The following is a 25,534-nucleotide window of genomic DNA, read 5'->3' on the forward strand; positions in this document are numbered from 1 at the left end:
GTGATACAACTTGATAAAAACATTTAGCAAGGGAGTATTATGAAAATCCATCTATTAGGAAAAGAAGCGGCTATTCAAATTGAAGTGGTAAGCAGAATATATCCAAATAGCTTAGATTATTGGGATGGAAATTGGATTGTAACAAGGATAAGTATTGAAATTCCTGGGTACTCTGTCCAATTCAGTGCTAACTTAAGAACTGATGAATTAAGAGATTTTGTGAAGAAATTAAAAGTAATGAATAAAAAACTGAAGGGCAAGGCTTCACTTGAAAACATTGATGGATTTATAGATATTAAATGTGAGATCAATTTACTGGGAAAAATATATTGGGAAGTTGAAACTTGTTATCCGGCGGGGACTGGAGCAGTCCTTCATTTTAACTTTGAATCTGACCAAATGTATTTAGAAAATCTGATAAAGGAGCTGGATGAGGTGATAATTGCCTTCCCCATCTTAGGCGAAGACTAAGAAGGTTATCTCATCTATCAATGGACAGTTTATCTCGCTTCTCATGTTTTTTCTGTTTTCCGAAGAGAGGGTGTTGGACCGGAACGGAAATTTAAAGATTTGACAGTCAATTATAATAATTAGCATACTGTAAAGCCGGTTTGCCATTAACGGAGTTAGCCGGCTTTTCTATACGATTTTTAATGGGTTTTGAAACTTATTTCAGAAAAATTCCGTCTATTGGGTGCTCAGGAAAGGGAGATGCAGATGCGGTTACCGGACGGCAATGAGAAAGCACGCTTAGACGAAACGCAAATGAGGGATGCGATGGATGAGCACGGGGAGTATTTGGTCCGTCTGGCTTTTCTGTATGTGAAAGACTGGGCGGCTGCAGAAGATATCGCCCAGGAAGTGTTCATCGCATATTATAAAAAGTCCGATCAGTTCAGCCATCAAGCTTCTCTAAAGACCTATCTTTCCAAAATCACAATCAATAAATGTCGGGATTATTTAAGAAGCTGGAAGAATCGAAGGATTATTTTTACGGATTTTCTTAGTAACATTGTTTCGCCAGGACAGGCGCCAGAGATTTCTCTAGTAAGGGAGGAAGGCAGAACAAGCTTGGCGGATGAAATTCTGAAACTGCCGTTAAAATACAGAGAAGTGATTATCCTATTCTACTACCAGGAATTCAGCATCAAAGAAATCGGCACATTGATCGAATGCAACGAAAATACAGTGAAAACGCGGTTAAGAAGAGCGAAAGACTTGTTAAGGGATCAGCTTGATCTACGGGAATGGGAGGGGTTCATGCATGAATAAAGTGAAACGGGACCTTGATGAATTGATGGGAAGCGATTCACGCTTTACGGAATCCATGAAGAGACACGTCATTTGGGAGGTCGGTAAAGAAGAAAATCCCAGATCTTCGGTTCGCCGGTCGTTTAACCGTGTCAGGAATATAGCTGTGTTCGTATTACTGCTATCGTTCGCCGGACTTTTCCTGTTCCTGGTCCTCAATGAAGAAGGAAGCCGAGAAAGTCTGCAGCCTGCCGAACCGCAGCAGGAACTTGCGCCGCTTACGGATGACAATACAACAGAAGAAATTGAAACGTTTACGAACATCACCGGTCCATATGAAGTCTTCGAATACCGGTACGACGCGATGGACAGAGGGAACCGTGAGTATTATAAGTGGCCGTTGGTGATCGATCCCACTGCGTATGACAGCAAAGATGTTTCCCGGGGAGATGTAGTCCTGTATGAAGACAACAGCGGGAAGAATGTTTCAAGAATCGTCGGGCTTCCGGGAGAGACAGTTGAAATTTCAGATGGACAAGTTTATGTTAACGGGCGAATGGTGGACACTTTTTATGGACAGGCACACCGGGTTGGCACAAGCACTACTGAAGAATACCTGGAATGGTTCGAAGACAATACCTCCTCGCTAAGCAGTACTTCAGGGATGGAGGAAGTGTTCCAACTCGATATGGAAGAAGTTCAGCTGGAGGAAAATCAGTTTTTTATCATCGGTGATGATTGGTTTCGGGGAAATCAGGAAGTGATCGAACTCCGTGATATTACCGGGGAAGTGCTGGGATACTTGAAGGAATAACATTGTCTGTTCCGCTGTGCAGCTTTTTCAGGTATTTGGCGGCATGGCTCAATATTAACTCTCAGCCGCCTTAATTGTAAATAGATGAAGTAAGAGCCTTCTGACGTGGAAGGCTTTTTGAATGTAAATGAAGTTAAGTCATGCTGGATTCGCTATTGGTCAAGCGGCTATCGTAGTTCCTTCAAAACGCTCCGGGCCTTATTGACATCACGTTCTCTCACCTTCAATTTAGTAATAGGGGCAACATATCCAGTATTAACCTGCAGGCTACCCGATGCCATACCTTCGATTTCTTTTCTGAATGGAATCGCCGCTTTTTTCAGTGTCTGCTGGGCTTGCAGGGATTCCCCTGGTTGCCGGGTTACGTGAACGACTGTGTGTTTGGAGCCGAAGAGATCCTGGATTAATTCCCAAATGGCCATTGAACTTCACCTTCTCTCTACGTGAATATCCTTAAGAGTGAAAATAAAACAATAGAAATTGAAATGTGCATATATGATTAAACCATTATGAAATACTCGAATGCCGCTTTGGCGTAACGGACAAGGACGGAGTTCACAACATTTCCATAGTGAATTAACCCAACATCCACTAGGGTATCGTAGATGTATAAGTCAATCAAAAGGAGAGGTAAGATGGAGCGGACGAATCGAATGGCTGAAGCAACATTTGCCGGCGGCCGGTTCTGGTGCATGGTGCCTGTATTCGATGAAGTGCCCGGTGTCCAAGAAGTGGTTTCCGGCTTTGCAGAGGTGCAGGAATCAGAAGAGGCCATTTGCCGGGAAGCAGTGCGAATCACGTTTAATCCTAGTGTCATTTCCTATGAAAAATTAATCGATGCTTACTGGAGAAGCATTGATCCGACTGATGATGGCGGCCAATTCCAGGACCGGGGAGAGCACTTCAAGACAACGATTTTTTATCATGATGCAGAACAGCAGCGACTGGCAGAGCGTTCAAAACGCGAGCTGGAAGAAAGCAAGAAGTTCAGTCAGCGAATTGCCACAACAATCGAACCCGCCGGAACTTTTTCTCCAGCGGAAGACAAACAGCAGAATTACCATAAGAACGTTCCGTTTCATTACCGAAAAGTCTGTGAAGAATCCGGCAGAAAAGCGTTTATCGAGAAAACCTGGCGAATCGGGAAAGATATGGAGGCGCTGAAGGAGCGGCTGACCCCGCTCCAATTCGACGTGACCCAGAACAATGCAACGGAAACGCCGTATGACAATGCTTATTTTGACTTTACTGAAGAAGGGATTTACGTCGATATCGTTTCCGGGGAACCGCTGTTCAGTTCGACAGACCAATACGACGCGGGATGTGGCTGGCCGAGTTTCACCCGGCCGATCAGCCATTATCACGTGAATGAAAATCTCGACAAGAGCCACGGGATGCTCCGGACGGAATTGCGAAGTAAGTTCGGCGATTCCCATTTAGGCCATCTGTTTTATGACGGACCGCAGGAAGAAGGCGGGTTGCGTTACTGCATCAACTCAGCCGCTATGCGCTTCATTCCGAGAGGTGAATTGGAGAAGGAAGGCTACGCGGAATACCGGGTGCTTTTTGGTGAAAAAACAATTGAAGAAAAAGCAGAAAAGCAAAGGCGGTTATAGTCGTTTCAATATTGCAGGAAATTGTATAAGGGAGCAGTTGAACGGAAACGGCAAAAGACAGAAGAAACCGAGAAAGGAAAAGCTGTTCAATACACTGGATAGGACCAATTTGTGAAGGAACCATTGACGAAAGTTAGAGAATCCATAGGAAAATAACAGTAAGAGGAAATGGAGAAAGGATGATGAACTTGGATAATGACACGATGACCTTCTATATTTTAATCGGGATTTTTATTTATGTTTCAGCAACCGTCTTCTTTTTTGAGGATGCACCGTTGATTGCAAATCAGATAAATAATGGTCTGATAATTGGGTTGCTGGTTGGTATCTTTCTGAAAATCGGCAAAAAGTAAATGGAGTTGAACTGATTTTTCGGATTCTTGATAACGTAGAGATATTAGCCGTCAGTATGGCGTTTGGAGGATAGATGAGATCTTCTGCCGAAGGAAATCAGCGTCTTCAGCCAAGTGAATGAGAGCGGATATTCCGCTCTTTTTGTTTTGCCGTTTTTTAGAATTCAGTCGAAAAACGCTTGGATAAAGTGGTAAAATGAGGAAAACAGTACATTCAGAATTGGAAGCGAGGAGAAGCGAATGGCCGAAGAATCCAATCTTCTTGTATCCGAAACTCCAAAAACGGCACAGGAAAAAGAAGACCTGCAGCGAGCGAAAGATGGTGAACCCGCACATTTTTGGGTGCGTCTGGGGGCCTTGATCTTAGATGGCTGCTCGTGTCGCTGTCCCTCTCTATAGTGGTGTCTCTATTAATCTCAGGATTAGGGATCGACTACTCTGTTCAGGAAGAACTGCCTCAGGATTCACATTCAGTTTCAATATTGGCTATAACTTCGAAAATCCGTCACAGACTGCTACAGACTTCCTGATGCTTGTCTATCAGCTCGTCATTCCCATCCTTTGGATAGGTTTTACGGTTGGGAAGCGGCTGATGGGTATTCGGATTCGCCGGATGGACGGAAAAGCGGTGTCCTTTGGGACGACATTTTTGCGGTATGTGGTGGCGGAACTCGTCTATTTGTCACCAATCATCCTGTTTTCTCTGCTCGGCTTTTTAGGGCCATCGATCTTCTCGGCACTTATCGGACTTGGGGGGGTTCTTACATCATGCCTTTATATCGCAAGCGCCATTATGGTTGGTACCCGTGAAGATGCACGAGCGATTCACGACTTCATTGCGGGGACGCAAGTTGTCCGGACAGAGAAATGATAAGGGAATTGAGTGGAAGCTGTGTTTCGTTCAAGAAGTATAAGTGAAATCTTTCGCATTCTCTTCATAGAAAAGTCCCAGGATGAGCAAGAGAATCATAGCGGCCGCAAATGCCTTTTCCTCCTGCGGTTCCAGACATCGAGTGATACAGCGGTCAGGAGAAAAATGCCAACCAGAATGGCCAGCATGATCAGAAGAACCACATCCAATATCCCGTCATATCCTTCGGAAATGAACAGATATGGAGATTCAGCGATAGGCTGAACGTTTAATCGGATTAGGGCCAATAAAGTCAGATTTTGCAGAAGAGGGGAAAATTATGGATTGGCTGCGATTATTGATTTTCACAGTGCTGCTGTTTGTGATGATCGGATTGGTGAAAGCAGTTCTTCGGAAAACCCTGAATATCAAGAAGCAAGAAAAGGAATTTTTTTCATACAATTACGTTTCAGACTCGCATAAAAAGGTTGACCGGATTTGCCGGTATGCTTCTGTAATCATTTATGTCCCGCTGGTCTATTTTGCTATCTTGGGAGAAATATCGGGAAAATGGCTTCTAGTGGGCCCAATCTTGGTCACTGCAGGGGATTATACAGTAAGGGCTTTCTTTGAATGGAAACAGTCAGCTTACCCAAAACAAGCCGTTCTCACAGTGAGTGAACTTACCATTATCGTGATGGGATTTTTGGCTATCTTTCAGTTTGATATACTAGGTTTATTTTGAAGTGAGATCCAGTTCATGAAATGTAGGATGATCCACATTTACAGCTACTTTAAAACAAGCCATCCGTTTCGCTCGCCGGCGTAATGGGTGGCTTGTTTTAGTCTGTTGATGCTTAAAAATTAGCTCTCATTTTACTGAAAAAACAGCGCTGCGATGATAAAGGCTACGATGAGCACGAGAACGAGGACGATGGCGCCTTTCCATCCCATATTGTCAAATAGACCTCCCGGGTGGCCACTGTTCGCCTGATTGAATCCATCACTCAAATTACCGGTCGGATTTCTTTTTAGTTCCTTTTGGCGCATCCGTTCTCTTCTGTTTTCAGGAGTCTCTCTGTCACTACCCAATTCGCGCACCTCCATTTTCTTACAGTTTACCATAAATCGCTCATTCCCATTTAGTATCTCAGACAAGGAAAAGGCCTAATACCGGTAGTACAGACCATCCTGGTTTTATGAGAGTGACTGAATCGGTCTTTTGCGGATTGCTTATCTCCTGAATCCGCCTTCTGAATGGATGATTTGACCCGTAATCCAAGCAGCATCATCACTGGCAAGAAACTTGATCGTTTTCGCCACATCCCCCGGTTCTCCAAATCGGCCAAATGTCGTCGCATAAGCCAGCTCACCCGGCATTGGTCCTTGGAATTGTCCTGAAGTAAGGTTGATGATTCTGCCGCCAGCTTTTTTCGTGAAGCGTTGGGCAAACTTACTGCTCAATAAGACAGTGGCGCGCACATTCACGAAATAATGGCGGTCGAGTTCCGCTGCTGTAAGAGTGGAAAAGTCATTATCCGTTGAATACGCCGCATTATTGATCAATATATCCGGCGGGCCTATCTGTTCGGATACTTGATCCAATAGCTGATCGAAGATATCGCTATTCGACAGATCAACCTCTAGGCAGCTCACATTAACGCCTGTCTTCGCAAGTTTTTCTTTCAATATCTCCGGTTCATCGTAATCGATACCCTAAGGCATCTCCTGGTCGTATTCCGTCCAATAAGTAAAAAAGACGTGGCAGCCGCTATCAGCCAATTCTCGGCAAATTGCCGCGCCGATTCCTTTCAGTCGGCTCACGCCTGTCACAATGGCAATTTTCCCTTCTAACTGGTTCATCTCAATTCCTCCTGAATTCCTACTGTAGTCTTTACAGTCCCTTCAGTCTAAATTTAGCAGAAACCCGGAAGACCGGGAAGCAGTGGATAATCGGTCTCGAACGATCAAAGACGGTTGTTCTCATTACCGACATTGAATTAATTAAGAAAATCAGTATTGCTTATGTTTCAGTGTTTTCAAACTTTTATGGAAAAATAGATGGAATTCCAATAGTAAATAATAGGATAATAGAGAAGACAGAAAGGGAATTATGAATGCTTGATAGAACAGGGGGCTATGAAGTGACAGGGACAATCCGGGGAGCGGCAGCAATTTTCGTGATCGGAGCTTTATTGGCAGGTTGTGCAGAAGAGAATGCCAGTGAAGTTGCCGGGCAAGCGACCGAAACCAATCCATTGGAAGAGACTGTGGCGGAGCAGGAACAGAAGATCAAGGAACTCGAAGAACAGCTGGTTATTCTCCAAGAGACGATTCATTCTCAGGAAATCGATTTGCAGTACGCAAAGGACGAAGCAGCCATTTACCGCGGGCAGGTAGAGGGATTGGTAGCGGACATGAGCGACAGTGAACAGACGGCGTTTGCGAAAAGTCAGTGGACGTACGAATTAACCGTCAATGGAGAAGCGGTGCCGGCAGAGGGGGAAGTCAAACTTGATGACAGTCAAGTGGAAGTCGCGATAGTGCAGAAACAGGCGCCGTACACTGTGCTGCCACAGGAAATCTTCAGCACAGGAAAAATCAGCGGCCAATTTCATGAACATGTGAAACCCTTGGGTCAGAAACCGGATGACGTGATTATGACAGACGGCACGGTGAATACCGGTGTTATCTATACGTTTTCCGATGTTCCTGAAGGGGAAGCCATTACGATTTCCGTGACGGAAGAACTGAAGGGAAGAGTTGACTTGAATACCGATCAACTCCGCATTTCGGTGAATGGAGATTAACGTTGACGGACTGATATGGATCAAATGAACGTTTTTCAGGTGTCCAGCGCTTATGAGTGGGTGCCTGTTTTTTATTGGAGAAAAAATGAACAGAATCAGAGGAAAATAACCACTGTTAATGGCGGAAAACGGGTTGGCACAATTCAAGCAACAGAGGCCGCAATGGTCGACGCAATTGACCGGCGTTATAAACAGACACCGGTAAAACGATAGTGCGTTTTAACGAATTGGTGTAAACTGGATAAAATAATACGATTGCTAACCACCGAGCGGTAAGCGATTGTTGTAACGCTTGTGCTGTTCAGAGGACAATTTCATTTAATGGTCAGGGGGGAAACAATTATGAATGAAGGCGTTATCACAAATAGAGCGAACATCGTGATAATTGGAACAGGCTTTGCCGGCATCGCTGCCGCGGTCCGCCTGCAGCAACAGGGAGAACAGGATTTCATCCTGCTTGAACGGGCGGCGGATGTAGGTGGCGTGTGGCGGGATAACCGGTATCCGGGAGCCGCGTGCGACGTTGAGTCCCATCTCTATTCCTTTTCATTTGCGCCCAATCCGGACTGGAGCCGGAAGTTTTCCGCCCAATCGGAGATTCATGCCTACCTCCAGGAATGCGCCACGAAGTTCGGTCTCATGGACCGAATCCGGTTTAAGCATGAAGTTCAACGGCTCGATTGGGATAACGCAGCCGGTGAATGGACGACCCAGACAAATCAAGGGCCATTCACTGCTCCCGTTGTAATCGGTGCATTTGGCGCTTTAAGCGATCCGGCTATCCCCGCACTCAATGGAATCGAACGATTCGAAGGAGACATGTTCCATTCCGCACGGTGGCCGGAAACCTTTGATCCAAGAGGCAAGCGCATCGCCATCGTCGGAACAGGAGCCTCGGCGATTCAGTTCATTCCGGAACTTCAGCCGCACGCCGAACAACTTTTTGTGTTCCAGCGGACGCCTGCCTGGGTATTGCCGAAAGAGGATGGACCGATCAGCGAAGACGAGCGGAAAACCTACCACCGGCATCCAGTGCGGATGAAAACGGAGCGGCTGAAGCTGTATGTGCAGCGGGAAGCGCGAGTCATTGCTTTCCGGAACCCCAAATTGCTGAAGTCGGTCGAGAAAATGGCCATCCGGCATATGGAGGAATCGATAAAGGATCCGGCACTCCGGAAAAAGCTTACGCCTGATTACAAAATCGGCTGCAAACGGATCCTGCTGTCGAACAATTACTACCCGGCATTGGCCCAGCCGAATGTCACTGTGGATACAGCGGGTATCAAAGAAATAAAGACGGACGCAGTCGTGGACGGCACCGGACAAGAATTCCCGGTGGATGCCATCATCTTCGGCACCGGATTTCAAGTGACGAATTTACCATTTGCCCATCACGTATATGGAAGAAAAGGCCATACCCTTCATGAAGAATGGCAAGGCAGCCCATATGCTTATATGGGAACAACTGTTGCGGGGTTTCCGAATCTGTTCCTTCTCCAGGGACCGAACACCGGCCTCGGACATACATCCGTGATTCTCATGATCGAAGCGCAAGTCGATCATGTCATGAAGGTGCTGGCGTTTAAAAAGCAAAAGCAATTTGACTCTATAGAACCCAGCGTAGAGGCACAAGATCGGTTTGTGCGGGAGACCGATCAGTCGATGGAAGGGACAGTCTGGACAACCGGCGGATGCCGCAGCTGGTATTTGGATGAAACTGGACGGAACTCCACGCTGTGGCCACGCACGACAATATCATTCCGCAAGAAAGCCCGTGATTTCCGGTCGGCTGATTATGTCGGCACTAAGGTGACGGAGCCGAGGTATACAGGGCAAATTGCCGAAAGTTAATAAAGTGCCGCCTGTGTTGCCGAACCGGATAAGCAAGTGACTGTTTATTGGTCGCTTGCTTATTTTTAAATAGTTACTTGCTCTGACAACAGGTAGATTTCAAGTAGATCTACTATCAAAAGAAATGCAGGAAAAGAAAGCCGGGTGAAGTCATGAAGATCAGAAAAGCCGTGCAGCAAGATGCAAAGGGAATTGCCAAAGTACATGTGGACACATGGCGCGCCGCATACCGTTCCATCGTTCCGGATGAGTACCTGGACCGGTTGACGTACGGGAAACGGGAGAAGCTGTGGGAACGGAGTATCCCAAGCGGTAATGTGTTCATTGCAGTGGATTCGGGCGGAACCATCGTTGGGTTTGCCGATGGCGGAAAAGAACGGACTGGGGAATATCCTGATTACGCCGGGGAATTGTATGCGATTTATGTGCTGCCGGAATGCCAGTCGGGCGGCGTCGGCAAATCCCTGTTCAAGAAGTTAGAAGCGGATTTGGCGGAACAAGGGTTCAGCTCCATGCTCGTCTGGGTGCTTGCTGATAATCCGGCTTGCAGGTTCTATGAGCAGCTCAGAGGCGTCGACGTGGACCGCAAAACAATCGAAATTGGAGGGAAACCGCTCGCTGAACGGGCATACGGCTGGCAGCAAATCGGATCGGGCGAACCCGGTTGAACCCTTGACTAACCAGGGGTGGAAGCAGGCAGAATTGTTGCGATTTTCATCTGTAACGTATATAATTACAGTATAGCATCGAAGACCGGAAGGAGGCAGGACATGAACAGTAATTTCACACTCGCCGTGCACAGCTTGACTTATCTTGCGCTGCAGCCGGACCGGATGGCGACCAGCGATGCGATCGCCGAGAGTGCGTCTGTTCATCCTGTCCGGGTCCGGACGGTGTTAAGCCTGCTGCGCAAAAACAGCTATCTTCAATCAAAAGAAGGGACAGGCGGCGGATTCATCTTCCGTCTGCCCCCGAGCGACGTTTCATTATGGGAACTTTATAAACTCACTTGCGATGGTGCGCTGCAGCCGAAATGTTCGAAGTCGAATGACGACTGCATCGTCGGCGCCAATATGAAAAATGTGCTGTTCTCGATTTTTCTTGGCGCAGAAGAACATTTAGGGGAATACTTGAAGGCATACACCATTCAGGATGTGGTCGATTTCATCGTGGAAACCCGGCCAAGTGATTCTGCTTGATTCAAATCAAATGATTCGATTAAATGTAATAAAAACCAATACAGATAAATCCATTAAAATAGATGTAAAAGAAAGGTGGTGGCTGCAATGACAGTGAAGATAAATGTATATTCCGATTACGTATGTCCCTTCTGTTTTTTGGCAGAACAGCCGTTAAAAGAGGCGATCAAAGGCAAGGACGTTGACGTGGAATGGATGCCATTCGAGTTGCGGCCCTACCCGAATGAGACGCTCCGGCCGGAAGGCGAGTACTTGCAGTCAACGTGGAAGCAGTCGGTATATCCGATGGCAGAAGCGATGGACATCGATATCGTCCTGCCCGATGTATCTCCGTAGCCGCATACGCATCTTGCGTTTGAAGGCTATCAGTTTGCGAAAGAACATGGCAAAGCGACCGCATACAATGAGCGGATGCTGAAAGCCTTCTTCCAGGAGCAGCAGGATATCGGTGATATTGGTATTTTGACGAAGCTGGCAGGCGAAATCGGTCTGGATGAACAGGAATACCGGGAAGCACTTGAAACCCGGAAGTACAAAGAAGCACACGAGAAAGCACTGACACATGCCTACGAGGAAGCGAATATCACGGCTGTGCCGACATTTGTGATCGGTGACACGGCTATCGCCGGAATGCATGCGAAAGAAACGATCGAGCAGTTGATCGAGGAAGAAGCCAAAAAGCAGAAACCGAAGATGCTGTTTGAAGGCATGGCGTGCGGAATCGACGGCAATTGCTGAATAACGACTAGACAGTGACCGGTAATTAAAACTAATTAAAGTGGGGGAAATTACATGAACTTCGATAAAAACACTTTCCTGCATATTGGTGATTGGGTCAAAGGAAAATTGATGAACGGTGAATTGATGATCGGCTTCGTGGAAGACTTGGATGTCCTGGAAGAACAAGTGACCGTAACGGTTGCCGTAAGTGATATCGATCAATTGGCTGGCCAGACGATCCGCCTGCCGCTCCGTGCAGTAGAGCCGGCATCGACCACTCAGACAAAAGATCGCGGACAACTCTTGTTCTTGATCGACCTCGCACTTGCGACAGGCGACAAAGAATGGTTCGATGAATTGTCAGCCGAGCTGAATAACCTGAAAAACCCGCAATTGAAGTAAGTGATAAAAATGCAGACCCGTTCCCTAAAAGGGACGGGGTTTTTTTGTGTCAAAATCGGTTAGTCTTCATAATGGAAATCCTTGGCGCTCTTCTTTTCTGTCTACCCATTCCTATCCGAAATAGGTACAATGGAACAAACCGATGAAAAGAGGGATGAAGATGAAGAAAGCGGCTTTCTTGGTCATCGACGTGCAAAATGCGATGTTTGATGAAGCTGATCCAGTCTTCAATGGGGAGGAGCTGCTGGTCAAACTGCAGAAACTTTTAAGGAGTGCCCGTTCTGCGGGTACGCCTGTTTTCTTCATTCAGCATAATGAACCCGCCGGGGAGCCGCTTGCCACGGGTACAAAAGGATGGGAGATCCATCCGGCAATTGCACCGGAAGCCGGGGAGCGGGTTATTCAAAAGAACACACCTGACTCTTTTTTCGCTACTGAACTGAAAGAAGCGCTCGAGGCGCAACAGATCGAACAAATCATCATCGCCGGTATCCAAACGGAGCTCTGTGTGGACACGACATGCAGACGGGCAGTCAGTTCAGGTTACGAGGTGATACTGGTCGCCGATACACATAGCACATGGAATGCCAACGGATTAATGGCTGAGCAGATTATCCGGCACCATAACGGGACACTCCGATGGTTTTCAACGGTCCTAAATGCAGATGAACTTAAATTTCAATAGTAAGAGTTAGGCGGAACCAATATATATAGAAAATTAATAAGTAAAAAATTACAGAAGGAAAACGAAAAAAAACAAAAAAAAGGAACCAACAATGAAACCAACCCAATTGTTTTTATTCGGCGGTAGTCCGCCATTCACAGATCGATTAGGCAAGAAATTTTCAGAAGCGGCTCTTGCGCTCGGCGGCAAGGTCGGAATCATCTTCATCGAACGGGACGGCTGGGAATCCTATATGGAACGCTATACAAACGTTTTGGAGCGTTATGGCATTTCAACGTTTTCATTTTTTCCGCTTCGCACTGAAGCGACAGCAGAATTGCTTGCCGACGTGGATCAATGCGGAGGCCTTGTCATTGGGGGTGGGGAGACGGAGCGGTACCAGGACGTCATTGTCGATACACCGATTGGCCGTCTGATCCAAGACAAATACCGGAACGGGACACCGGTTGCCGGGTTCTCCGCAGGTGCGTTGATCAGTCCTGCCCATTGTGTCATTCCACCCGTTGATACTCCCAAAAACGAGCAATTGTTTCTGAACGGGCTGGGGCTCCTGCAAGATTGTGTCATTAGTGTCCATTACGCCAAATGGCAGGAGAAAGCAAATTTACACCGAGCGATGGTTAAGACGGCTTCCGTCGCCGGGATTGGAATTGATGACGGAGCGGGTGTCCGATTCCGGAACGGCCAAATTGCGGAGACAGAAGGATCACAAGTGGTTGTATTCAAGAAGGAAGGTGCGGAGATTGAAGAAGATCATGCTGACATCGACCGGATTGTCGACTGACCGGGCTCAAGAAGCGTTCCTGTCGATGGTTGATGCACCGATAACAGACAACCGCGTCTGCATCATTCCGACAGCGACTGTCCACCTTAAAGAACAGCACCCCCGCATCCGGCAGGCGATCGGGCAATTCAGGGCATTGGGGTTTGGTTCAATAGATTGTGTCGATATCGAACACAGGAACCCGGATGCACTTTCCGGCTATGACGTCTTTTACATCGGCGGCGGCAATCCGTTTCACTTGCTGCAGGCGTTCCGCCGTTCAGGTGCTGATATAGCTCTCCACACCCTTGCCAACACGGGAGCCATTCTGATCGGAGTCAGTGCCGGTGCACTCGTATTGGGACCTGATTTGGCGGTAGCCGAAGTTTTTACACCTGAGATGCGCTTATCTGACCAAAACACAGGAGCAGCACTCGGAATTGTCCCGTTTCCATTTATGCCGCACGCAGACCGGGAAGATCTTTTTCCCGGTGACACACCAATCTCGGACCGGTTGCAGTCACTGAAACGCCGGCGGTCTGTGCGGGTGGAAGGGATTCGGGATAGTGAATTTATCCTGTTAGATAAAGGTAAGATCGGGAAATTTCGTGGATAATGAAATAGAAGAGATGTGAGGGGAGCAGGAAAATGGAAGTCTGGAATATTTTCAATGAAAAGCGGCAAGATACCGGGCGGCTCCACCGGCGGGGGGAAGAATTGAAACCTGGCGAGTATCATCAAGTGATTGAACTGATTACATAATTGATGAGCGAGAAAGCCCACTCCTTTAGGGATGGGATGAAAGCGAGTGTCCTTGGAATTCCATTTATAGTAAACTATAGGTATAACTGACGACAAGGGGTGAATCGATGCCGACGTTGACATTGAAACTCGAATTGCTGAAACCGACGAAACACAAACAGGCGATCTACCGCCAGATGACCGAATTGAATACCCGATTTGCCAATTGGCTCCTCGGCTATGAGGAATTGGCGAGGGCGACATCGGCGCATTTCAGGAAGTTCTCGGATGAAAAATTGCCGTCCGCCATCGTCAACCAGACGATTCGGGAAGTCACATCCAAAAAGAAAAACCAAAAAGCCAAAATCTTCCGTCGCCAGTGGTGCGTCTACAACAACCAGAACTTCCGCATTGAACACGAGAACGGGCAGTACAAGGTGTCATTCCCGACGCAGGAAAAGCGTGTCGGTGTGCCTGTCGTGGCGAAGACGCACCAGCTGAAACGGCTGGAACTCGCCCTGTCGGAAGGGGCCAACATCGGCACGGCCATGTTGCACGAAAAGAAAGGCAAGTGGTTCGTGTCCGTCTCGTTTGCGTTCGCTACCTGGTAGAGAAGTGGCGTTCCACAGAAGACGCCACGCCGCCCGCAGAAAGCAACTCGGCAAGGCGAAGAAACTAAATGCTATTCGAAAGTCCAAAGGCAAGGAAGCGCAGTGGATGAAGGAGATGAACCATCTCATCAGCCGTCGGTTAGTCGATTTCGCAGTGGCGAACGGTGTTCGCACGCTACGAATGGAAGATCTGACCGGCATCCGTCATTCCGCTAAATCGAAGAAGGAAGCGGGACGGAACCTGCATTCGTGGGCACACTACCAGCTTCAGGAATTCATCGCATACAAAGCGGCCATGGCGGGAATCCAAGTGGAATACGTGAAACCGGACTACACCTCCCAGACCTGCAAGTGTGGACACGCCGAAAAAGCGAACCGGAAGCGGCATGTGTTCCGTTGCCGCACGTGCGGATACCAGCTGCACGCCGACCTGAACGCCGCCATCAATATCGCCAAGGCGATTAGCGGACTGTCGGCAACGAAGAAAGCAGGATAGAAACAACCTATCCCTGTGGTCACAGCAGGGACGCCCGCACAGGCACACGGAAATCGACGGTTTCCCGAACGGTGCGGGATGGGCTGATGGCACCGCCCTGAACTGAAGGCTCATCCGAACCAGAAATGGACCGAGGATGTTCGGGCACTTCAGAATCCCACTGCTTTAGCTGTGGGAGTGTCAATGACGCAGCGGGATGCCGCAAAATCTTATCCCTTGCTCTGGGAAGGAACGGGCGGTTCCGTGACAGCAGGAGAAACGAGCAGGATGGGCGCGATCCGGGAACTTGAAGAAGAAACCGGATTAATTGCCGAAGCGGATGAATTACTGCTCCTCAGCGAGCAAAGGTACAGCCACTATTTTCTGGACTATTACATATGGGCGAGCCTGGAACCCATCACACCGGATCGCCTCCACCTTCAAAAAGGGGAAGTATGCGGCGCAAAACTGGTCACAGTGGCAGAGCTCGATGAAATGAATAATGCAGGTTTCATCGTGCCTCCGGTATGGGAGCGCTTCAACCTGCACCGGGAGAACATCAACGCGTTCATAGGAGGACTGGCTGTAAAATGAATTACATCGAGACGACGAGGAAAATGATCGGTAACGAGCTGCTGATGACCATCGGTTGCGGCATCATCATCGAGCAGGATGGGCAGACTTCATCCAGGACTGGGTGGACCGGTCCGTCCTGCCGGTCATAAAGTAAGGCAGGTACAGAAATTATTGCTGTGAGGAGACATTGGTTAACATCGTCGGATCAAATCAGTAGAATGGGAGGGAGGTGCTTCATGCGCCCCATCATGGCAAGCCGAAAAAAGGAATATCCATAGCGGACCGGAATTAAGTGGCTGCTGAACGATCTTATAGCCATCGGTGAAGATCGCACTGGAAATTCCCTGTGCCTGCGAGCAGGAGAGAACAGATTCGAAGAAGCGGTTTTCCATTGGAATCATGAGACAGGAGAAGTACAGGAATGCGTGACTTCAATGGATAAATTCCTTGCGTCAGCCAATGAAATAGATCTTGATTAACCAAGCATCGAAAGGAGAGATTAAATGCTGAAAAAGATAGTTCCATTGCTCGTATTATGTGTTATTTTATCGGCGTGCACAGCAGACGGAAATACCGCACCATCTTCCATGCTGTCACCGGTGGAAGGGAAGTACGTGGTGCTGGTGTTATTCGAGGAGGATACGCCGCAACAACAAGTGAATGAAGTGACAGACACTGTGGTTGGGACGGCCCAGGAAACTGGCGTCTTGCAGGAAGCAGTGATCTCGATGCGGCCCGACGAGTATGGAATTGAAACGGAAGAGTATCCGTTTATCATGATTACTGATTCCCGGGAAATTGTATTGAAGACGACAGATGCCGGAGAAGCAGCTGCATTTTTCAGGAAAGCCCCATAACTTAAATGGTTGGGGTCTTTAAACAAGAATCAATTAGTACATAATTACATAAGGAAAACCAAATTCAACAAAATAAAAAATAACAATGATAAAATTAATAAAACAAGAAAACAACTAAATTTATAAACTTATCCTCGCAGAAAGGATGACTTGATGATCTCCTCTATATTAATCAGCTTGACGGCACTATATTTACTTGCAAATCTATTTTATTTTTTCCGGGGACGCCAATATAAAAATAGTTATTTCCAGGCCTCTTTGTTTCAAAAACTATTTTTTACCATGATCGGGATTACAATTGGATTCGCTGTTTTATACTATTTGATGTCTTTTGAAACTACTGTCATCCGGGTCAGTACAGAAGAGGGCAGGGATGGCGGAGAAAACTTCCTTGATTATTTGTACTTCAGCGGTGTTACAATTCTGTCTGTCGGTTACGGCGATCTTGTGCCGGTTGGATATGCCCGTTTTTTTGCACTTCTCGAAGCAGCCATAGGTTTTTTACTGCCAACTGCCTATTTCGTCCGAGCAATCAACGGTCAATCAGACAATCCACCGGATATCAAAGAAGGCCAGGGCAATTACAGCGATAAACGCAGCAAAGATGAAGAAGATGAAAGAAAAACGGAAGAAGCTGACGATTGAAGATCCAAAACTTCCAGGGTACTGTTGACTTCCTGTCAGGCATTCGATAAAATGGCACAAATATACATGTTCATTGACGAAGAGAGTAACTGCAGAACAGCCAACAGCGAGCCGGGGACTGGTGGAAGCCCGGCAAGGCCTGACTGCAGTGAACCGCACTTCTGAGAAGCAGCCTGAATCGTTAGTAGGGCTTGCCGGGAAAATCCCCGTTATCCATTGCAAAGCCGGTCCGATTTCGGACAATCAGAGTGGTACCGCGGGAACCCCGTCTCTAACTAATAAGAGACGGGGTTTTTGTGTATCCGAAAAAAGGAGACGAAGCATTCATGGACATCACCAAACCGTTTGCAGCAGCTATTGCTGCCCAATTGGATCATCAGCTGACGATCGAAGAAATTGGCGCATTACTTGAAAAACCGAAATTCGAAGCACAGGGAGATCTTGCGTTTCCGTGCTTTACGCTGGCAAAGAAGTTCCGAAAATCACCCGCTGCAGTTGCGGCGGACATTGCCTCAGGCATCCAGGACTCATCTCTTGCGAAAGTCGTCGCGGATGGGCCCTATGTGAATGGCTTTTTGAACCGCAGCACTGTCAGCCAGCATGTTCTTACAACCATTTTGGAAACAGGTGCGTCTTACGGTTCTTCATCGGCCGGTGCAGACCGGTCGATCACACTCGATCTATCATCCCCGAATATCGCCAAACCATTTTCCATGGGCCATCTCCGGTCGACGGTCATCGGTAACGCACTCGCCAATATTGCGGAAAAACACGGGTATCAGACGGTGCGCATTAATCATCTCGGCGATTGGGGAACGCAATTCGGAAAGCTCATCGCGGCTTATAAAAAATGGGGCAAAGATGAACAAATCGAAGCAAACCCGATCAAGGAATTGCTGAAACTATATGTGAAGTTCCATGAAGAAGCAAAAACAGATCCGGCGCTTGAAATCGAAGGCCGGCTATGGTTCAAGCGGCTAGAAGATGGAGACGGGGAAGCGCAGCGGCTCTGGACGTGGTTCCGGGAAGAGTCGCTCCAGGAATTCAATAAAATCTATGAATTGCTGGATGTTCGGTTTGATTCCGTCCACGGAGAAGCATTCTACAATGATAAAATGGACGAAGTTGTAGAACTGCTGAAGGAAAAGAAATTGCTGCAAGAATCAGAGGGAGCGGAAGTGGTCGATTTGAGTGATCACGACCTGCCCCCGCTTCTCATCCGCAAATCGGATGGCGCCACGCTGTATGGTACCCGCGATGCGGCAGCCGCACTTTACCGGCAGCGGCAGTATCATTTCGCCGAATCCCTGTATGTCGTCGGCCAGGAACAATCATTGCATTTCAAGCAGTTGTTTTTGACCCTTCAGAAAATGGGCTATGAGTGGGCACAGCATATGCACCACATTCCATTCGGCTTCATCTTGAAAAACGGCAAGAAGATGTCGACCCGGAAAGGGGAAATCGTCCTCCTGGAAGAAGTGATCCGGGAAGCGATCGAACTTGCAGGCCAGAATATCCGGGAGAAAAATCCCTCGCTGCCAAATCCAGCAGAAGTTGCGCATCAAGTCGGTGTCGGCGCCATCATTTTCCATGACTTGAAAAATGACCGGCAAAGCAATATCGAGTTTTCCCTTGAACATATGCTGCGATTTGAAGGTGCAACGGGTCCTTATGTTCAGTACACGCATGCGCGGGCCTGCTCCATTCTCCGGAAAGCGGAAATATATAATGCGCAGCTCACACCGAATGGACTCGATGATGACGCCAGCTGGCCGGTCATCAAATTGCTGCTGGCATTTCCGGAGGTAATCAACCGCAGCTTCAAGGAATACGAGCCATCGGTCATTGCCAAGTTCGTCTTGGAACTCGCACAGGCGTTCAATGCTTTTTACGGCAAAGTCAAAGTCCTGTCAGAAGACCGGGAACAAGAAACACGCCTCGCCCTCGTGCAAGCTGTGGTAATTGTATTGAACGAAGGATTGCGGCTGCTTGGCGTAAAAGCGCCCATGGAGATGTAGTTATATTGAGCAGGAAAGAAGGAAAGTGTCATGAAACCGAAACTCGGGCCAAGGGAAGCGGCTGGCCGATTCATCTCGAAGTACTTTCCCGATTGCACCGGCGCTGTACTCGCCGGCAGTGTTGTCCGGGGAGAAGCGACCGAAACGTCCGACTTGGACATTATCGTTTTTGACCCGGCGGTTCCTGATGCCTACCGGGAGTCCCTGGTTGACTTCGGCTGGCCAATCGAAGTATTCGTCCATAACTTCAGCTCGTACTCCGCTTTTTTTGCCAGCGATTGCACCCGCGCCCGGCCTTCACTGCCTCGAATGCTGACAGAAGGCATCGTACTGAGAGGCAGTAAGGAACTCACTGCCATCAAAGAACAAGCCCAGGCGCTATTGGAGCGCGGACCGGATGCCTGGTCCGAAGAGACCATTCGATCAAAGCGCTACTTCCTGACAGATGCGCTGGAAGATTTCATCGGGTGCACTGACCGGACAGAAGAATTGTTCATCGCTGGCACGTTAGGGGAATTGATCAGTGAATTTGAACTTCGAACCCATCGACGCTGGATCGGCACATCAAAATGGATTGTCCGGGCACTGAAGGAATACGATCCCGATTTCGCAGCAGCATTCACTTCCGCTTTTGAGCACTACTACCGGAATGAGATGAAAGAAGACCTCATCCGTCTGGCCGATCAGGTACTTGCCCCGCACGGCGGCCGGTTGTTTTCTGGATTTTCGCTAGGAAAAAGCTGAAACAGCCTTACTATATGCTGGAATACTCGCAATTCAAGCCATCTCCTTCTATACTTGAAGCTATACATGAAGTTTCTTGTTGTGGGAGGGGTTTTTTCCAAATGACAAATAGAGAATCACATACAGCTGCTATCGAAGAATATGTTTCTACAGCGTTGCTGAATCATTTCGGTTCCAGACCTGAATCGATCCAGATCATACTGCGCCCGCCTTTCATGGTTATGCACTTAACCGATTTTTCACTGCCGAATGAAAAAGCGCTGCTGAAACAAAATCATGCCAAACAAGTGTTGAAGACAAGAGATGTATTACTGGGCGGTTTAAAAACGGAATTGGCCGCCGAGCTACCGGACAAATGTGGAATGGCTATAGACGGTCTATACGCCGACTGGAACATCAATAACAAAACAGGGCTGCTGCTCGCCGTTGCGAACCGGCAAGAGACCCATGAAACGGTCAGTTTAAATGAAACCGAAAAAGCGTTGTTGGATGTGCTTGTTGAGGCCAGCAAGAAAACAGAAAAAAAACCGGACCACACCGGCATCCACTGGCTGAGTGAATCCGTACTGCTGATTGAACGGACAGGTCTCATGGTCGATATTGAAACCGAGTTGGTGAAGAACGGCTCAACAGAAGAACTCCGGTTGGCAAAACGGCCGCTCGAACACCGGTTGATGGAATCTGCTCCGCTTGAAGCTGCGATCGGAAAACCCATCCGTGAGCTGTTCGTCGATTGGGATTTTGAAGAAGACCGCGCTTATATGGTCTTGCTGTTGGAAGCTTCTTCAAAATAATATACTTGGACAATCTAAAAGGCTCACCTTGCAAAGGGTGAGCCTTTTCGGTGTCGTATAAAGGTTTTCAAGAAAAGTCATAGGTGATGCCGGTCAATTCTTCGGATACATCCCATAGCCGCTCCATGGTAACTGTGTTTTCTGCCGCCATATCCGGTTTTTCAATCGCCGGATAGCCTTTCCGGTAACCTTTTCCATCAGGGCCGATATATTCACCACCCTGAAGATCGGGGTTTGTGGCTGCATAAATGGTCGGCAATGCACCCATTTCCGGCGGCTGCAATATCTTACTCGTGAATGTCTTTAAAAAACGCGGCGCATCCCGCTTGCCAATCTTAAATAAATTCGTCGCGGAAATCCCCGGATGGCAGGCGAGGCTAATGGTCTCCAGGTTATGTGCTTTCAGGTGCCGGTCCAATTCTTTGGCAAACAGCAGATTCGCCAATTTACTCTGGCCATAAAACCGCATTGCCTTGTAGCCGTTCGAGGCATCGAGGTTGTCAAAGTCGATCGATGCACCCCGGTGAGCCAGGCTGCTGACTGTCACGACCCGTGAACCCGGTGTCTTTTTCAGCAATGGCAAGAGCAGCCCAGTCAACGTAAAATGACCGAGGTGATTGCTGCCGAATTGCAGTTCGAAACCATCGTTGGTTTGTGATAATGGCGGCGCCATGACCCCCGCGTTATTGACCAGTACATCCAGTGAATCATGGGTTTCTTTAAACGATTCAGCAAATGCCCGGATGCTGTTCAGATCCGCCAAATTAAACGGCATGACTTCGATTGCCGCATTGCCGGTTTGCTGCCGGATCTCATCCCGGGCAGCCTGGCCTTTTTCTTCATTCCGGACCGCTAATACTACCTGCGCGCCCATATCTGCAAATGCTTTCGCCGCCTCCAGGCCAATTCCGCTGTTGCCGCCTGTGACGATCGCTGTTTTTCCGGTTAATGATTTTTGCTCCAAAGCGTCTCCTCCTGTTCCATTGGAAAAACCGAATCTTTGCTTGTTAATTCTAACGTAATACAAGTACCCTCTCTATGCGAATGATAAGCCTTCCTTCCAATTTTCGGGACAGTGCTATCAGAAGGGCGAAAGGAAAGAAGATAAACTAATCATATAGAATAGAAAGTCCTGACAGGAGGGCTATTGAATGGAGGAGCATCAAATGGCTCTACAAGTCCAATCTGCCCGTTTTACGGAAAACGGCGTTACATACGTCCTGGAACTGGGGCGGCGGGCAAGGAAGAGACACACTTTACTTTGTTCAGCGCAGCTTTCAAGTGACGGTGATGGATTATACAGTGAGCGGGGTTCCCAAAAAGCGCAAACGTTGGGACTGAGCGATCGGGTGACGGCTATTCAGCACGAATGCTGTGTTAAATGAAGGAAACATGAAGTATCTCACCGCCTTTATGACATATTTGCAGGCGGAATACCATCATTATTTGAATCAGCCGGATAAGCATTTCCTGAAAGATGGTGTCAGTTTCCGCACGGCCGGTGTTTATACTGGCTGATCAGACGGACGGGAAAATGGCTATAATGTGCATGCCAACTCTGAACATTCTCCAACGAGGATGCTTTTTTATTGGCCAATAAGCACAATCCCTGCAAAAGAGGGTATGGAAAGAGAGAACCTCTGCGTTTCTATGAGAAATCAGCCCACGTTTATAGCTGATTCAATTTACAGACGAAAGGATGGAAACCATGAACAATCGAATTATCGCAGGACTGCTCGGAATTTTCCTTGGCGATTTTGGCGTCCACAAATTCTACTTGGGCAAACCGGGGAAAGGCTTACTATACTTGGCTTTCTGCTGGACTGTCATTCCGGCGATTATCGGCTTCATCGAAGGTGTTTCGTATTTGCTGATGTCCGACCGGGAATTCCAGGCGAAACACGGAAAACGATAAGACGAAAACAGGGGCAGGCAGCTGCTCCTGTTTTTATTTTGATTATCGAGTTACACTGAGCCGACCTTGACTCTTACAAAAACCATTAATATGGAAAAAACCGTAAACGGTTTGCAGGAAGTTCGCTATACTGGAATAGAAGAAAAGTGCGGAGCCAGTATTAAGAGAGCGAGTTGACATAAATGCAGTATCAAGAACATGAGCTTTCAATCCGGCCGGTCCAGGAAGAAGACTTGCACCGGCTGTGGGAATTGATCTATGGAGAAGACCCGCCCCACTGGAAAAAGTGGGACGCTCCGTATTACGAGTTCAAACATGTCCCGTACGCGGAATACATTAGCAACAAAGAATCGATTATTAACAACCGAAAACAGTGGTTAATCACTGTCCAGGATGAACCGATTGGAACAGTCAGCTATTACTGGGAGCACGAACCGTCCAATTGGCTGGAAGCCGGCATTGTCATTTACCGCCCGGAATGGTGGAGCGGCGGTTACGGCACGCGGACGTTCCGGTTATGGATCCATCATTTGTTTGAGACGCTTCCGCTCGTTCGGGTCGGCTATTCCACCTGGTCCGGCAATGAGCGGATGATTCACGCCGGTGAGAAGCTCGGCATGCAGATGGAAGCGCGGATCCGGAAAGCCCGGTATTACAACGGCACGTACTACGATTCGATCAAAATGGGGATTTTGCGGGAAGAATGGGAAGCGCTCCATGAACCGGATAACAGCTAGGAGATGAGCGCATGAAGAGATTAGCTATTCTGACAGTCGGAAAAACCCACAGCGGCAAATCGACGTTTGCCAATGCATTGGCGGGTCGGTTGGCGAACACAACAGTCATCGATCAGGACAACCATGCGAGTTTCTCGCTGCGTATTACCCGAACTTGCTGCCGGCAGAAGGCCCAAATATCATTAAGGCATGACCGGCTTTTAAAGACCCAAGGACCGGCAATAGCCATTGCCATTACTGCGGTCTTCTATACGCTGTACCATTTGTTGTCCGTCATCCCGATCTTTGAAGCAGGTTTCAGTCTGATTGCGGTACTGCCCGTGTTATTGGCGGGGCTGTTTTGGGGCTATGTGCGGCAAAAGACCGGATCGCTCAGCGCCGTGATCATCAGCCATGCGCTGTCGGATCTTGGCATCATGTGTGTGTATTGGTTTATTGTGAGGTGAAGAATATGCTGAAAACAAAAGAGGATGTTTTACACGTGATTGCAGAAGATGCGTGGATGGTGGAGATTCTCCGTAGTGCTCAATTTCTAGGATTACCCGATTGGTGGATCTGTGCCGGTTTTGTCCGGTCGAAGATTTGGGACAAGCAACAAAATCTGCCTTCGCGGACCTCACTTACCGATATTGACGTCATTTATTTTGATGAAGAAAACATAAATGAACGTAAAGAAAAAGAGCAGGAGCAGCAATTGCATCGTTTACGTACAGGCATTCCATGGTCCGTCAAAAACTAGGTGCGGATGCACAGAAAAAATAATTTGCCGCCTTACCGGTCCGCACTTGACGGAGTCGCCCATTTTCCGGAAACGGCCACTGCGCTTGCCGTCAAGTTGGATGAAAATGGGCAATTGATATTAGCGGCTCCGTGGGGAATCGAAGATGCGCTGAACATGCACGTCGCCCCAACGCCCCCATTCGCGGCATCGCCTGAATTGTTGAAGACTTATAGGCAGCGGGTTATTAAGAAAGTTTGGCATTCCACTTGGAATCGCATTACTTATGCCGGCATTGAAAGAGAGATAACATAAAATTTCACATTGGTTCCGCTGATTATCCTACGGCAATTCCTGCCGTGCTTCCACTGCCCGCCGTGCCCGCTCCGCGTCTTCTTTTTTGACGTAGATGTCGAACGGCACAGAGGCAAACGTCGTAAAATCGTTTTGACTGAACGAGAAATAGAAATCGAGTTTCCTGCCGGTCAACGTACGAAACGGAATCCGCTCCGCTTCGAGCGCGTTCACATGTTCATAATGCGCTTCTTGGCCGAACGCCGTCGCAACATGACAATTAAAATCGGAAAAGAGCTTCTGCCAGAAATTCATTTGGTTACCACCTTCTTTCATTAGGTTAAGAACCGGCAATCAGCACGCCGAATATACCGGCAACAAACAGTAACGGCAGTCCGGCGAGGGCCCACTTTCCTAAAGCAGACAACCGTTGGATGAGTGCCTTCACGAAAATGAGAGACAAAAAAGCGAGCGCCCACCCCGGAAACCGCTTTTGCAGAAGCAAATAAGAAACAAAACTGATGGCCATGAAAACCGGAAAATAAGCTAAGTGAATCAATAATCCATTCAGCTCAAACAGCGAAAAGCCGTCGAAGAACGGAAGAAATCCCAACACGTGGTATGCTGCATATACAAATGATCCCCCGATGACATGCTGCTCCAGCCGCCGCTGTTCTGCTATGATCTCCATAATCCCCGTCCTTCTAATAGTGTTTGATTATTCTGAAAATACTTCAATTATAGTATATACGAAAATGGTCTTGACGGGTTTCGCAAATATTCGCAAATAAAGACACTGGTTTTGCAAGTAACCTAGGGCATTCCGCAAGTAAAAGTCGTTTCGCAAGTAGCATTCTCAAATTCACAAGTAAGTGACCCAAATCCGCAAGTAAACTCATCAGTTTCACAAGTAAATCCCCCAGCTTTGCAACTATCCGCAGGCAACCCACTAACATAGTTCGTGAAGCAGGCACGAAAGAATTTAGTTATCCCATAACGACCGAATAATGGAGTATCCGAAAAAATCCCTAAAAAATTACGAAAAACCTGTCACAAAATCGCATCTTCCGGTGTCCTATATCATGAGAGCTCTTG

Annotated in this window: 33 protein-coding genes, 4 pseudogenes and 1 other annotated feature; of the genes and pseudogenes, 31 read left to right on the forward strand and 6 right to left on the reverse strand. The window is 47.8% G+C overall.

Features of this window, described 5'->3' with window-relative positions:
- Window positions 1-39 precede the first annotated feature (39 nt).
- From B0X71_RS09455 to lepB, 3 genes are all read left to right on the forward strand, one after another.
- Window positions 40-471: a WapI family immunity protein gene (locus B0X71_RS09455; protein WP_077589178.1), complete on the forward strand. Its 432-nt coding sequence runs from the start codon at window positions 40-42 to the stop codon at window positions 469-471.
- Between the two features lie 240 nt (window positions 472-711).
- A complete protein-coding gene (locus B0X71_RS09460) occupies window positions 712-1,272 on the forward strand; it encodes a sigma-70 family RNA polymerase sigma factor (protein WP_232336819.1) in 561 nt (186 codons plus the stop codon).
- Entirely contained in the window at window positions 1,265-2,065 is an 801-nt protein-coding gene (gene lepB / locus B0X71_RS09465) for a signal peptidase I (protein WP_077589179.1), read from the forward strand. The genes B0X71_RS09460 and lepB overlap by 8 nt, the downstream gene beginning before the upstream one ends.
- Before the next feature lie 167 nt (window positions 2,066-2,232).
- On the opposite strand, the gene B0X71_RS09470 is transcribed toward lepB, so the two are convergent.
- Entirely contained in the window at window positions 2,233-2,487 is a 255-nt protein-coding gene (locus B0X71_RS09470) for a hypothetical protein (RefSeq protein WP_077589180.1), read from the reverse strand.
- A 213-nt stretch (window positions 2,488-2,700) separates the two neighbouring features.
- Between B0X71_RS09470 and msrB the strand changes: the two genes are divergently transcribed.
- The 4 genes from msrB (at window position 2,701) to B0X71_RS09485 (ending at window position 5,629) form a co-directional block, all read left to right on the forward strand.
- Window positions 2,701-3,681, forward strand: a complete 981-nt coding sequence (gene msrB / locus B0X71_RS09475) for a peptide-methionine (R)-S-oxide reductase MsrB (protein WP_077589181.1) — start codon at window positions 2,701-2,703, stop codon at window positions 3,679-3,681.
- 182 nt (window positions 3,682-3,863) lie between these two features.
- A complete protein-coding gene (locus B0X71_RS20915) occupies window positions 3,864-4,034 on the forward strand; it encodes a hypothetical protein (protein WP_156889840.1) in 171 nt (56 codons plus the stop codon).
- Window positions 4,035-4,563: 529 nt separating this feature from the next.
- A complete protein-coding gene (locus B0X71_RS09480; RefSeq protein WP_077590959.1) occupies window positions 4,564-4,905 on the forward strand; it encodes an RDD family protein in 342 nt (113 codons plus the stop codon).
- Between the two features lie 319 nt (window positions 4,906-5,224).
- A complete protein-coding gene (locus B0X71_RS09485) occupies window positions 5,225-5,629 on the forward strand; it encodes a DUF4181 domain-containing protein (RefSeq protein ID WP_077589182.1) in 405 nt (134 codons plus the stop codon).
- 131 nt (window positions 5,630-5,760) lie between these two features.
- Here B0X71_RS09485 and B0X71_RS09490 read toward each other — a convergent pair whose 3' ends face one another.
- Window positions 5,761-5,976 carry a DUF6366 family protein gene (locus B0X71_RS09490; protein WP_232336820.1) on the reverse strand — a complete coding sequence of 72 codons (216 nt, stop codon included), beginning with the start codon at window positions 5,974-5,976 and terminating at the stop codon, window positions 5,761-5,763.
- Between the two features lie 141 nt (window positions 5,977-6,117).
- Window positions 6,118-6,747 (reverse strand): annotated as a pseudogene (locus B0X71_RS09495) (SDR family oxidoreductase).
- A 254-nt stretch (window positions 6,748-7,001) separates the two neighbouring features.
- Here B0X71_RS09495 and B0X71_RS09500 point away from each other — a divergent pair.
- The 18 genes and pseudogenes from B0X71_RS09500 to B0X71_RS09580 all read left to right on the forward strand — a co-directional run bounded on the left by B0X71_RS09500 (window position 7,002) and on the right by B0X71_RS09580 (window position 20,775).
- The gene (locus B0X71_RS09500) at window positions 7,002-7,694 is read left to right on the forward strand and encodes a Med9 domain-containing protein (RefSeq protein WP_077589183.1); all 693 of its coding nucleotides are present in this window, start codon (window positions 7,002-7,004) and stop codon (window positions 7,692-7,694) included.
- A 342-nt stretch (window positions 7,695-8,036) separates the two neighbouring features.
- A complete protein-coding gene (locus B0X71_RS09510) occupies window positions 8,037-9,545 on the forward strand; it encodes a flavin-containing monooxygenase (protein ID WP_198038722.1) in 1,509 nt (502 codons plus the stop codon).
- 152 nt (window positions 9,546-9,697) lie between these two features.
- A complete protein-coding gene (locus B0X71_RS09515; RefSeq protein WP_077589186.1) occupies window positions 9,698-10,213 on the forward strand; it encodes a GNAT family N-acetyltransferase in 516 nt (171 codons plus the stop codon).
- Between the two features lie 102 nt (window positions 10,214-10,315).
- A complete protein-coding gene (locus tag B0X71_RS09520) occupies window positions 10,316-10,744 on the forward strand; it encodes an RrF2 family transcriptional regulator (protein ID WP_077589187.1) in 429 nt (142 codons plus the stop codon).
- Between the two features lie 87 nt (window positions 10,745-10,831).
- Window positions 10,832-11,482, forward strand: a pseudogene (locus B0X71_RS09525) (DsbA family oxidoreductase).
- 54 nt (window positions 11,483-11,536) lie between these two features.
- Window positions 11,537-11,866 (forward strand): IDEAL domain-containing protein, encoded by a 330-nt coding sequence (locus B0X71_RS09530; protein WP_077589188.1) that lies wholly within the window; start codon window positions 11,537-11,539, stop codon window positions 11,864-11,866.
- 160 nt (window positions 11,867-12,026) lie between these two features.
- Window positions 12,027-12,551 (forward strand): cysteine hydrolase family protein, encoded by a 525-nt coding sequence (locus B0X71_RS09535; RefSeq protein WP_077589189.1) that lies wholly within the window; start codon window positions 12,027-12,029, stop codon window positions 12,549-12,551.
- Between the two features lie 91 nt (window positions 12,552-12,642).
- Window positions 12,643-13,335 carry a Type 1 glutamine amidotransferase-like domain-containing protein gene (locus B0X71_RS09540; protein ID WP_077589190.1) on the forward strand — a complete coding sequence of 231 codons (693 nt, stop codon included), beginning with the start codon at window positions 12,643-12,645 and terminating at the stop codon, window positions 13,333-13,335.
- On the forward strand, window positions 13,295-13,930 hold the full coding sequence (locus B0X71_RS09545; protein ID WP_198038558.1) for a Type 1 glutamine amidotransferase-like domain-containing protein: 636 nt from the start codon (window positions 13,295-13,297) through the stop codon (window positions 13,928-13,930). The genes B0X71_RS09540 and B0X71_RS09545 overlap by 41 nt, the downstream gene beginning before the upstream one ends.
- A gap of 253 nt (window positions 13,931-14,183) precedes the next feature.
- Window positions 14,184-15,162 (forward strand): annotated as a pseudogene (locus B0X71_RS09550) (RNA-guided endonuclease TnpB family protein).
- Between the two features lie 183 nt (window positions 15,163-15,345).
- Window positions 15,346-15,735, forward strand: coding sequence for an NUDIX domain-containing protein (locus B0X71_RS09555; RefSeq protein WP_077589192.1), 390 nt, complete (start codon window positions 15,346-15,348; stop codon window positions 15,733-15,735).
- Entirely contained in the window at window positions 15,732-15,866 is a 135-nt protein-coding gene (locus B0X71_RS21565; protein ID WP_269750076.1) for a hypothetical protein, read from the forward strand. The genes B0X71_RS09555 and B0X71_RS21565 overlap by 4 nt, the downstream gene beginning before the upstream one ends.
- 150 nt (window positions 15,867-16,016) lie before the next feature.
- Window positions 16,017-16,196, forward strand: coding sequence for an SMI1/KNR4 family protein (locus B0X71_RS21755; protein WP_408634142.1), 180 nt, complete (start codon window positions 16,017-16,019; stop codon window positions 16,194-16,196).
- A gap of 24 nt (window positions 16,197-16,220) precedes the next feature.
- Window positions 16,221-16,574, forward strand: a complete 354-nt coding sequence (locus B0X71_RS09560; protein ID WP_077589193.1) for a hypothetical protein — start codon at window positions 16,221-16,223, stop codon at window positions 16,572-16,574.
- Window positions 16,575-16,856: 282 nt separating this feature from the next.
- Window positions 16,857-17,219 (forward strand): potassium channel family protein, encoded by a 363-nt coding sequence (locus tag B0X71_RS09565; RefSeq protein ID WP_232336679.1) that lies wholly within the window; start codon window positions 16,857-16,859, stop codon window positions 17,217-17,219.
- Window positions 17,220-17,283: 64 nt separating this feature from the next.
- Window positions 17,284-17,495 (forward strand) — a binding site (T-box leader).
- A gap of 50 nt (window positions 17,496-17,545) precedes the next feature.
- Window positions 17,546-19,237, forward strand: a complete 1,692-nt coding sequence (argS, locus tag B0X71_RS09570) for an arginine--tRNA ligase (RefSeq protein WP_077590961.1) — start codon at window positions 17,546-17,548, stop codon at window positions 19,235-19,237.
- Window positions 19,238-19,267: 30 nt separating this feature from the next.
- Window positions 19,268-19,981: a nucleotidyltransferase domain-containing protein gene (locus tag B0X71_RS09575; RefSeq protein WP_077589195.1), complete on the forward strand. Its 714-nt coding sequence runs from the start codon at window positions 19,268-19,270 to the stop codon at window positions 19,979-19,981.
- A gap of 101 nt (window positions 19,982-20,082) precedes the next feature.
- Window positions 20,083-20,775: a Na-translocating system protein MpsC family protein gene (locus tag B0X71_RS09580; protein ID WP_198038559.1), complete on the forward strand. Its 693-nt coding sequence runs from the start codon at window positions 20,083-20,085 to the stop codon at window positions 20,773-20,775.
- A 67-nt stretch (window positions 20,776-20,842) separates the two neighbouring features.
- Here the strand turns inward: B0X71_RS09580 and B0X71_RS09585 are convergent, their stop codons facing one another.
- Window positions 20,843-21,739, reverse strand: a complete 897-nt coding sequence (locus B0X71_RS09585; RefSeq protein ID WP_077589197.1) for an oxidoreductase — start codon at window positions 21,737-21,739, stop codon at window positions 20,843-20,845.
- 187 nt (window positions 21,740-21,926) lie between these two features.
- On the opposite strand from B0X71_RS09585, the gene B0X71_RS09590 reads away from it, so the two are divergent.
- The 6 genes and pseudogenes from B0X71_RS09590 to B0X71_RS09610 all read left to right on the forward strand — a co-directional run bounded on the left by B0X71_RS09590 (window position 21,927) and on the right by B0X71_RS09610 (window position 24,460).
- Window positions 21,927-22,160, forward strand: coding sequence for a hypothetical protein (locus B0X71_RS09590; RefSeq protein WP_077589198.1), 234 nt, complete (start codon window positions 21,927-21,929; stop codon window positions 22,158-22,160).
- 7 nt (window positions 22,161-22,167) lie between these two features.
- Window positions 22,168-22,293: a hypothetical protein gene (locus B0X71_RS21570; RefSeq protein WP_269750077.1), complete on the forward strand. Its 126-nt coding sequence runs from the start codon at window positions 22,168-22,170 to the stop codon at window positions 22,291-22,293.
- Between the two features lie 181 nt (window positions 22,294-22,474).
- Window positions 22,475-22,690 carry a TM2 domain-containing protein gene (locus tag B0X71_RS09595; RefSeq protein WP_232336680.1) on the forward strand — a complete coding sequence of 72 codons (216 nt, stop codon included), beginning with the start codon at window positions 22,475-22,477 and terminating at the stop codon, window positions 22,688-22,690.
- Window positions 22,691-22,872: 182 nt separating this feature from the next.
- Entirely contained in the window at window positions 22,873-23,427 is a 555-nt protein-coding gene (locus tag B0X71_RS09600) for a GNAT family N-acetyltransferase (protein WP_077589200.1), read from the forward strand.
- A gap of 11 nt (window positions 23,428-23,438) precedes the next feature.
- Complete coding sequence (locus B0X71_RS21760; protein ID WP_077589201.1) at window positions 23,439-23,873, forward strand: CPBP family intramembrane glutamic endopeptidase; 435 nt, start codon at window positions 23,439-23,441, stop codon at window positions 23,871-23,873.
- A 56-nt stretch (window positions 23,874-23,929) separates the two neighbouring features.
- Window positions 23,930-24,460 (forward strand): annotated as a pseudogene (locus B0X71_RS09610) (nucleotidyltransferase family protein).
- Window positions 24,461-24,487: 27 nt separating this feature from the next.
- On the opposite strand, the gene B0X71_RS09615 reads toward B0X71_RS09610, so the two are convergent.
- Together B0X71_RS09615 and B0X71_RS09620 are read right to left on the reverse strand one after the other, a co-directional pair.
- Window positions 24,488-24,754, reverse strand: a complete 267-nt coding sequence (locus tag B0X71_RS09615) for a hypothetical protein (protein WP_077589202.1) — start codon at window positions 24,752-24,754, stop codon at window positions 24,488-24,490.
- Window positions 24,755-24,779: 25 nt separating this feature from the next.
- On the reverse strand, window positions 24,780-25,130 hold the full coding sequence (locus B0X71_RS09620; RefSeq protein WP_077589203.1) for a hypothetical protein: 351 nt from the start codon (window positions 25,128-25,130) through the stop codon (window positions 24,780-24,782).
- Window positions 25,131-25,534: the final 404 nt, after the last annotated feature.

The organism is Planococcus lenghuensis (assembly GCF_001999905.1).
GTDB classification, from domain to species: Bacteria; Bacillota; Bacilli; order Bacillales_A; family Planococcaceae; genus Indiicoccus; species Indiicoccus lenghuensis.